Annotated in this window: 7 protein-coding genes; all 7 read right to left on the bottom strand. The window is 60.3% G+C overall.

What is annotated here, in order from left to right; genetic code table 11:
* Positions 1-311, bottom strand: a 311-nt coding sequence (locus tag VI215_00390; protein HEY6190762.1) for a HisA/HisF-related TIM barrel protein, incomplete at its 3' end; no start/stop codon positions are given.
* Positions 305-1,024: a 1-(5-phosphoribosyl)-5-[(5-phosphoribosylamino)methylideneamino]imidazole-4-carboxamide isomerase gene (gene hisA / locus VI215_00385; GenBank protein ID HEY6190761.1), complete on the bottom strand. Its 720-nt coding sequence runs from the start codon at positions 1,022-1,024 to the stop codon at positions 305-307. The genes VI215_00390 and hisA, both read right to left, overlap by 7 nt.
* On the bottom strand, positions 1,003-1,605 hold the full coding sequence (gene hisH / locus VI215_00380) for an imidazole glycerol phosphate synthase subunit HisH (GenBank protein HEY6190760.1): 603 nt from the start codon (positions 1,603-1,605) through the stop codon (positions 1,003-1,005). The genes hisA and hisH overlap by 22 nt, the downstream gene beginning before the upstream one ends.
* Complete coding sequence (gene hisB / locus VI215_00375; GenBank protein ID HEY6190759.1) at positions 1,602-2,696, bottom strand: bifunctional histidinol-phosphatase/imidazoleglycerol-phosphate dehydratase HisB; 1,095 nt, start codon at positions 2,694-2,696, stop codon at positions 1,602-1,604. The genes hisH and hisB overlap by 4 nt, the downstream gene beginning before the upstream one ends.
* Positions 2,693-3,769 (bottom strand): histidinol-phosphate transaminase, encoded by a 1,077-nt coding sequence (gene hisC, locus VI215_00370; protein ID HEY6190758.1) that lies wholly within the window; start codon positions 3,767-3,769, stop codon positions 2,693-2,695. Before hisC ends, hisB begins: the two co-directional genes overlap by 4 nt.
* Entirely contained in the window at positions 3,766-5,058 is a 1,293-nt protein-coding gene (gene hisD, locus VI215_00365; GenBank protein ID HEY6190757.1) for a histidinol dehydrogenase, read from the bottom strand. The genes hisC and hisD overlap by 4 nt, the downstream gene beginning before the upstream one ends.
* Before the next feature lie 4 nt (positions 5,059-5,062).
* The gene (gene hisG, locus VI215_00360) at positions 5,063-5,938 is read right to left on the bottom strand and encodes an ATP phosphoribosyltransferase (protein ID HEY6190756.1); all 876 of its coding nucleotides are present in this window, start codon (positions 5,936-5,938) and stop codon (positions 5,063-5,065) included.
* Positions 5,939-6,005 lie beyond the last annotated feature (67 nt).

The following is a 6,005-nucleotide window of genomic DNA, read 5'->3' as shown; positions in this document are numbered from 1 at the left end:
GTGTTGAGGCTCACCTTGTCGGCGCCGGAGCGGAGCAGCTGCAGGATGTCGTCGATCGTCCGGATCCCTCCGCCGACGGTCAACGGTATCGCCACGCGCCGCGCCACTCGCTCGATCAGTCGAAAAAAGGGGCGGCGCCGTTCGAGAGTGGCGGAAATATCGAGCAGGACGATCTCATCCGCGCCCTCGTCCGAATACCGCGCCGAGAGCTCCACCGGGTCGCCGATGTCGGCGAGATGTTCAAATCTTCTCCCTTTGACGACCCTCTCGTCGAGCACATCCAGGCAGGGAATGATCCGGCGGGTCAGCATGGCGGTTCCAACAATTCTTCCACCCGGAGTGTGCCCTCAAGCAATGCCTTTCCGATGACGACTCCCGCAACTCCTGCGGAGGAAAGCTCCCGCACGTCCTCCTTCGAGCGGACCCCGCCCGAAGCGAGCCATTCAACGGCCGGGTAATCCTTCACAAGCCCCTGATAGAGCGGAACGTTCGGCCCGCTGAGTGTCCCGTCGCGGCGGATATCCGTCGAAAGAAAGCGTCTGATTCCCAGTCCGCTCATCGCCGTGACGACCTCGGCAAGCGTCGCGCCCCCGGTGGTTTGCCAACCGTTAGAGGCAAGATCGCCGTCCTTCACATCGACGGCGACGCAGAACTTCCACGCACCGAAACGTTCGGCCCACCCCTTCACCGTCTCCGGGGATTGAAGTGCGACGCTTCCCACCACAACACGGTCCACCCCCGCATCGAGAAGCCGGGCGACGTCCTCTTCCGTTCGTATTCCTCCCCCCGCCTGCACCAACGCGACGTCGAGCGATGCAAGCCGCGCGATGGTGGGCCAGTTCATGACGCGCCCCGCCCTGGCTCCTTCGAGGTCGACGACGTGCAGTCTCGCCGCACCCGCATCTGCAAATTTTCTCGCGAAATCGCAGGGATCGGTTCCATAGTCGGTCCTGAGGGAGAATTTTCCTTCCCTCAACCGGACGCACCTCCCCCCATAAAGGTCTATCGCCGGTATGACTTGCATAGAGCGTCAAAGTTTTTCAACAGCCTGAGGCCGGCACTTCCGGATTTTTCCGGATGAAACTGAACTCCGAAATAATTTCCATTCGACACGGCGGCGGCAAGACGAATTCCGCAGTCCACTACCCCCGCCGTCGAGGCGTCGACGCGGGCCGCGTACGAGTGGGCAAAATAGTAGTATTCGGAGCGTCCCTCCGGCTCAAAAATAGCATGAGTGCCGAGGAACTCCACACGGTTCCATCCGATGTGGGGAACTTTGCAGGCCGACTCGTCGATCTTGCGCACTGACCCCGGCAACACACCCAGGCAGGGGGTGTCCCCTTCCTCCGAATAGTGGTAGAGCAGCTCCATCCCGAGGCAAATACCCAGAAAAGGAATATCGAGGGTTGCCAAAAATTCAAGGAGATTCCGTTCGCGCAGCGATGCCATGGCCGCAGGCGCCGCCCCGACTCCGGGGAGGATGACCCCATCGCATGAAGCAAGCTGCCCCGGGTCGTTGCTCACCAGGAATCCGGTCCCGATCTGCGAAAGCGCATTGGAGACGGAAGCGATGTTCCCGGCTTCATAGTCGACGACGCCGATCATAAGGTTCCTTTCGTCGTCGGCAATAGTTTCAGGAGGCGGCGATCGACGCGCACGGCATATCGCAGCGCGTTTGCCACCGCCTTGAAGATTGCTTCGATTTTGTGATGATCGTTGCGGCCGGTGCAGGAGATATGCACCGTCGCCCCCAAACCGTCGGCAAAGGCACGAAAGAAATCTTCCACGAGTTCGGTCGGCAGCTCACCCACCCTCTCCCTGCGGAAATTACAGCGAAGGGAGCAGTAACTTCGCCCGCTCAGATCGATCGACACTTCGGCCCGGGCTTCATCCATCGGTGCGGCAAAACCATAGCGCTCGAGGCCCCGCTTCTCGCCCAACGCCTCCCGGAGCGACTGTCCGATCACGATGCCGGTGTCCTCAACCGTGTGATGCTCGTCGACGTTCCGGTCCCCGATGGTCTCCACCTTCAAATCGATCCGCGAATGGCGCGCGAGCTGGGCCAGCATGTGATCGAAGAACCCGATCCCCGTCGATATGGCGTATTCCCCGGAGCCATCGAGGGCGAGTTCAACGCGGATCGAGGTTTCGCCCGTCGATCGACAGATTGTCGCCGAGCGTGCCGACTTCGCGATAAAGTTGCATGCCTCGAACCCGTCTCGCGTCGAGAATGTCGCCCTGGTCGACCGCACCGGTGTAATCCGCACCGAACGGAGTCCGAGGTTCTCTGCAAACTGCACGTCGGTCTCGCGGTCCCCGAGGACGAACGATCGGTTCCGGTCAACGGCCGAACGTTTCAGGTATCCGTCGACCAGCCCGATTTTCGGCTTCCTGCACTCGCACCCCTCAGCGGGGCGGTGAGGACAGACGAAGATCCGCTCGAAGTTGATTCCTTCGCCTGCGAGGAGGCCCAATATCTTCGCCTGTACGAGCTTGAACGATTTCGACGGATAGCTCCGCGATCCCAAACCATCCTGGTTGCTGACCATGACGAGGGTAAATCCGGAATCAACCAGAAGGCGCAAGCCTCCGATAATCCCGGGGACGAATTCAACCTTCTCAAGTGAATCCACCTGCCTGTCACGCGGCTCGACGACAATTGTCCCGTCACGGTCGACGAACACGACCTTCTTCATGTGAGCCCCCGGAGAGTCTCAACCAACAGGGTGTTTTCATCCGGCGTGCCGACCGTGATACGCAGGCAATTCCTCAGGCGTTGCTCGCTCCTGCGACGCACGATAATTCCCGCCCTTTTTAAACGTTCAAATGCGATCAGACTGTCCTGAAACTCCACAAGGAGGAAGTTCGCATCGCTCGGGTAAACCCGGACCACCTCCCGGATCTCTTTCAAACGGACCGAGAGGAGTTCGCGCTCCCTCACGACCGACCGGACGGACGACCGCAGGAACTCTTCCTTGTCCAACGCCTCGAGGGCGATTCGGGAGCTGACACTACCGACGTTATATGGGAATTTTATTCTGAGAAGGTGTGAGACGATTTGAGGGGAGGCAATGCAGTATCCCAGACGGATACCGGCAAGGCCCCAGCCCTTCGAGAGCGTCCTCAGAATCACAAGGTTTTCCAGACCGGCGCGATTCTGCATCAGATCGCCGCAGCCGGCCGCCCCGGAGGAGGCAAATTCAATATATGCCTGGTCGACGATGACGAGCCCTGTGAACTCCGTGCAGAGCTTCTCGATATCGCTCACACGCAGGAGGTTTCCCGTGGGATTATTCGGCGAACAACAGAACAATAACTTCGCACTTCCCATTGCCGCGCGGGTCCCCTCAAGGTCGATCTGGAAACCCCCCTCGAGCTCCGCATCAACCACTGCGACGGCATTCAGATTGGCGGCAACACGGTACACTCCGTAGGTGGGCCCGAGGATGACAACGCTGTCAGTTCCGGGATCGCAACAGAGCCGGACGAGCAGATCGATGATCTCGTCGGACCCTACACCGAGGAATATCTCATCGCTGCTCACCCTCAGCCGCCCGGCAATTCTCCCTCTCAATTCCTGTTGCATCGGATCCGGATAACGGTTGAGGGGGATGCCGTTGCAGGCAACCGGACTACCCGCGGAAAGCTCGTTCGCATCGAGAAGGATTGTCCTCCCGCCGCCGCCCCCCGGGAGCGCGGCGAATTCGCTCCGGGCGGAGGTGTAGGGATGAAACCCCCTCAGATGGCTCCGGATGATCCTATCGATCATGCTATTTCGCCCCGAATCTCGGCGGCGCGCGCATGAGCGTCGAGACGCTCCGCCCTCGCGAGCTCCATTACGATCGGCGACATCGAGCGAACGCCCTCCGAAGTGAATGTCTCGATAAATAGAGGCTTCATGAAGGACTCCAAGGTAAGACCGCCCCTGCACACCGCGGTCCCTCCCGTCGGCAGGGTGTGATTGGGCCCGGAGGCGTAGTCCCCGAACACTGACGAACCGGCGGCGCCCACGAACACCGCTCCTGCATTTTGGATCTTCGGGACAAACCGTTCTCCCTCCCTCACGGCAAGAGCGAGATGCTCCGGCGCAAAGCGATTGGAGAATTCGATCGCATCGGAAAGCGTGCGGACGACGATGGCGGGACCTGCTTCGAGAACGCACCTGATCGTCTGCCGTCTGGACAGGAACGGGAGCTGAAGCTCGCACTCCTGTTCTACTGCATCCGCGATGCGGGAATGTGTCGTCACGAGCACGACGCGGGAGTCAACTCCATGCTCCGCCTGCGCCAGCAGGTCTGCGGCTACCCACCGCGGGTTCGCAGAATCATCCGCGATGATCAGAAGCTCGGTCGGACCCGCGAGCATGTCGATCTCCACGCCGGACGCTCCAACGGAGACCCGCGCCTTCGCTGCAGCCACGAACCTGTTCCCGGGTCCGAAGATCTTGTCGACTTTCGGAATCGTCTCGGTGCCCGCGGACATGGCCGCGATCGCCTGGGCCCCACCCGCCCTAAAGATCCTCCGGACGCCGGCGAGCCTTGCCGCATAGAGGATCCCCGGTTCAACTTCCCCGGACATGTTGGGAGGGGAACAAAGTAGTATCTCGCGGCAACCGGCAAGTGTTGCAGGTATCCCGAGCATCAGCACCGTCGAGATGAGCGGGGCAGAGCCCCCGGGGGCGTACAAACCGACGCGCTGGATAGGCCGCCATTCCCTGCGGCAGTAGACACCCGGCCGGGTCTCTTTTCCGATCGTTGGAGGAATTTGCGCCTGATGAAACGAACGAATTGTCTCCGCGGCGGCCCCGATCGCTTCTTTCAGCTCCGGGGGAAGCATGTCCCCTGCATGATCGATCTCTCTGCGGGTCACTTCCAGGTCCACGATCTCCACCCCGTCGAATTTCAATGTGTACGCGCGAATCGCCGCATCCCCCCGTGAGCAGACTTCGCGAACGATCGCCTCCACCGTGGAGGCTGTCTCCCCCTCCAGTATCGGCTCCCGCGCAATGAGTTTGTCGCTCTCCGGGGAATATATATCTTCGAGCTCGAGCCGTATCATCTCATTACGGGATAAATTTCTCAATCGGTACGACAACAATATCGGTCGCGCCGGCGTCCTTGAGCCGTTCCATCACCTCCCAGAAAACCTCTTCCCCGACGACCGAATGAACGGCGACCATCGAAGGGTCGGCGAGAGGAACGATTGTCGGGCTTTTCATACCGGGAATCAGGTGCCTGATGGTGGAAACCGAGGTCGAAGGGGCGTTCATCATCACATATTTCTTTCCGCGGCCTCTCAGGGTGCTCTGAATCCTGACCAGAAACCGGGCTGCGGTTTCCTTCTTCCCTGCGACCGTCATCAACGCCTGATGGCCGATGAGGAGCGCCTCGGAGTCCATGACCGTATGGATCACCTCCAGGCCGTTGATCCGGGCCGTGCTCCCAGTCGAAACCAGATCGCAGATAGCGTCGGCGACGTCGAGCGCGGGGGCAATTTCGACCGCGCCGCTGAGCTCGACAATCTCGGCCGGCAACCCACGCGAAGCCAGGAAGGTCCCGAGCGTCCTGGGATAAGAGGTGGCGATCCTTTTCCGCGCAAGGCCCGCCAGTTCTCTGATCGCGCCCGCTTTGGGCGCACAGATGACCAGCCGGCACTTGCCGAATCCCAGACGCTCCACGATGGCGATCCGCGCCTCCTTCTCCACCACGATATTCTCCCCAACGATCCCGAGATCGCAGACGCCGTCCTGGACATACTCCGGGATGTCGTCGTCGCGCAACGAGAGGATGTCGAGTGGGAAATTTCTGCACGGGGAAAAGAGAGAGCGCGAACGGAGATCGAAATCCAATCCCGTCGCCTTGAGAAGGGTAATGGAATCCTCGGTCATGCGCCCGTCTTTCTGGATCGCCAGCTTCAACCGGCCGTTCGAAGGGATCATTCTTTATCTAAGTAAAGTGCCTGATCAAAAAAATTTAGGGGGCGGTGCGGGTTCGCTTCAATGCGAG

The sequence above is a fragment of the Bacteroidota bacterium genome (assembly GCA_036522515.1).
In the GTDB taxonomy this organism is placed as follows: Bacteria; Bacteroidota; Ignavibacteria; order UBA10030; family SZUA-254; genus VBOC01.
Note: the sequence above shows the minus strand (reverse complement) of the source record. Positions and strands in the feature narration are given on the sequence as shown.